The sequence below is a fragment of the Vibrio sp. 10N.222.48.A3 genome (genome assembly GCF_041475345.1).
GTDB classification, from domain to species: Bacteria; Pseudomonadota; Gammaproteobacteria; order Enterobacterales; family Vibrionaceae; genus Vibrio; species Vibrio tasmaniensis_A.
The window spans coordinates 1-1,054 of record NZ_JBFRVX010001478.1 but is presented as its reverse complement, the minus strand read 5'-3'; the positions used below and the strand labels follow the sequence as shown (position 1 = coordinate 1,054).

Annotated in this window: 1 protein-coding gene; it reads left to right on the top strand. The window is 48.6% G+C overall.

Annotated features, from left to right (window positions below):
- A partial coding sequence (locus AB4653_RS27240; protein ID WP_372105800.1) for an L-serine ammonia-lyase occupies positions 1–949 on the top strand: 949 nt, incomplete at its 5' end.
- Between the last annotated feature and the right edge of the window lie 105 nt (positions 950–1,054).

The window sequence follows — 1,054 nt, the reverse complement described above, 5'->3', positions numbered from 1 at the left end:
TTACTCAATTGGTGGTGGCTTTATTGCAACCGCTGATGAGCTACAAAACGGCAAGCAAGAAGCAGAAACACAAGTTGAGTTCCCTTTTTCTTCTGCCAACCAACTACTTGAATTGTCAGAGCAGCAAGGGCTTAGCCTTGGTGGCTTAATCCTGCGCAATGAAGTGTCTTTTCAAGGCATGGACGTGATTGACCAAAAAGCCGACCAAATCTGGAAGGTGATGTCTCTGTGCATGCAGCGAGGCTTCGACACCGAAGGCATCCTTGATGGCGGTCTAGAAGTGACGCGTCGAGCCCCTGCTCTTTTGAAAAAGCTTGAGGCCAATGCTTCGATTGAAAACGATCCAATGGAGATCATGGATTGGATTAACCTATTTGCCTTTGCTGTGAGTGAAGAAAACGCTGCGGGTGGACAAGTCGTAACATCGCCAACTAACGGTGCGGCTGGCGTTATCCCTGCGGTACTAATGTACTACCACCGCTTCATCAAAGAGCTAGACACTAAGCAGTTGAAAGACTTTTTAGCAGTCTCTGGCGCTATTGGCATCTTGTACAAAACCAACGCTTCGATTTCTGGTGCAGAAGTGGGTTGTCAGGGCGAAGTTGGCGTATCTTCATCAATGGCTGCAGCAGGCTTAACCGCCCTACGCGGTGGTAGCAACGAACAAATCTGCATCGCAGCTGAAATCGCTATGGAACACTCACTAGGCATGACATGTGATCCGATCGGTGGGCTTGTTCAAGTGCCATGTATCGAGCGCAATGCAATGGGCGCAATGAAAGCCATCAACGCATCACGTATGGCGCTGAAACGCACCAGTAAGTGTCTTATCTCGTTAGACAAGGTTATCGCAACCATGTACCAAACAGGTAAAGACATGAACAAAAAGTACCGTGAAACGTCCTTAGGTGGCTTGGCCGTGATCCACATGGCTCCTCCTTGTGAATAACCGCTAAGAACACGAGTCGAGAAAGCCGCTGTAGAGACGGCATTATCGTAAACGTCGTTTTCGATACCCAAACAAAGCCAGCCACCAAGCTGGCTTTTTTATTGG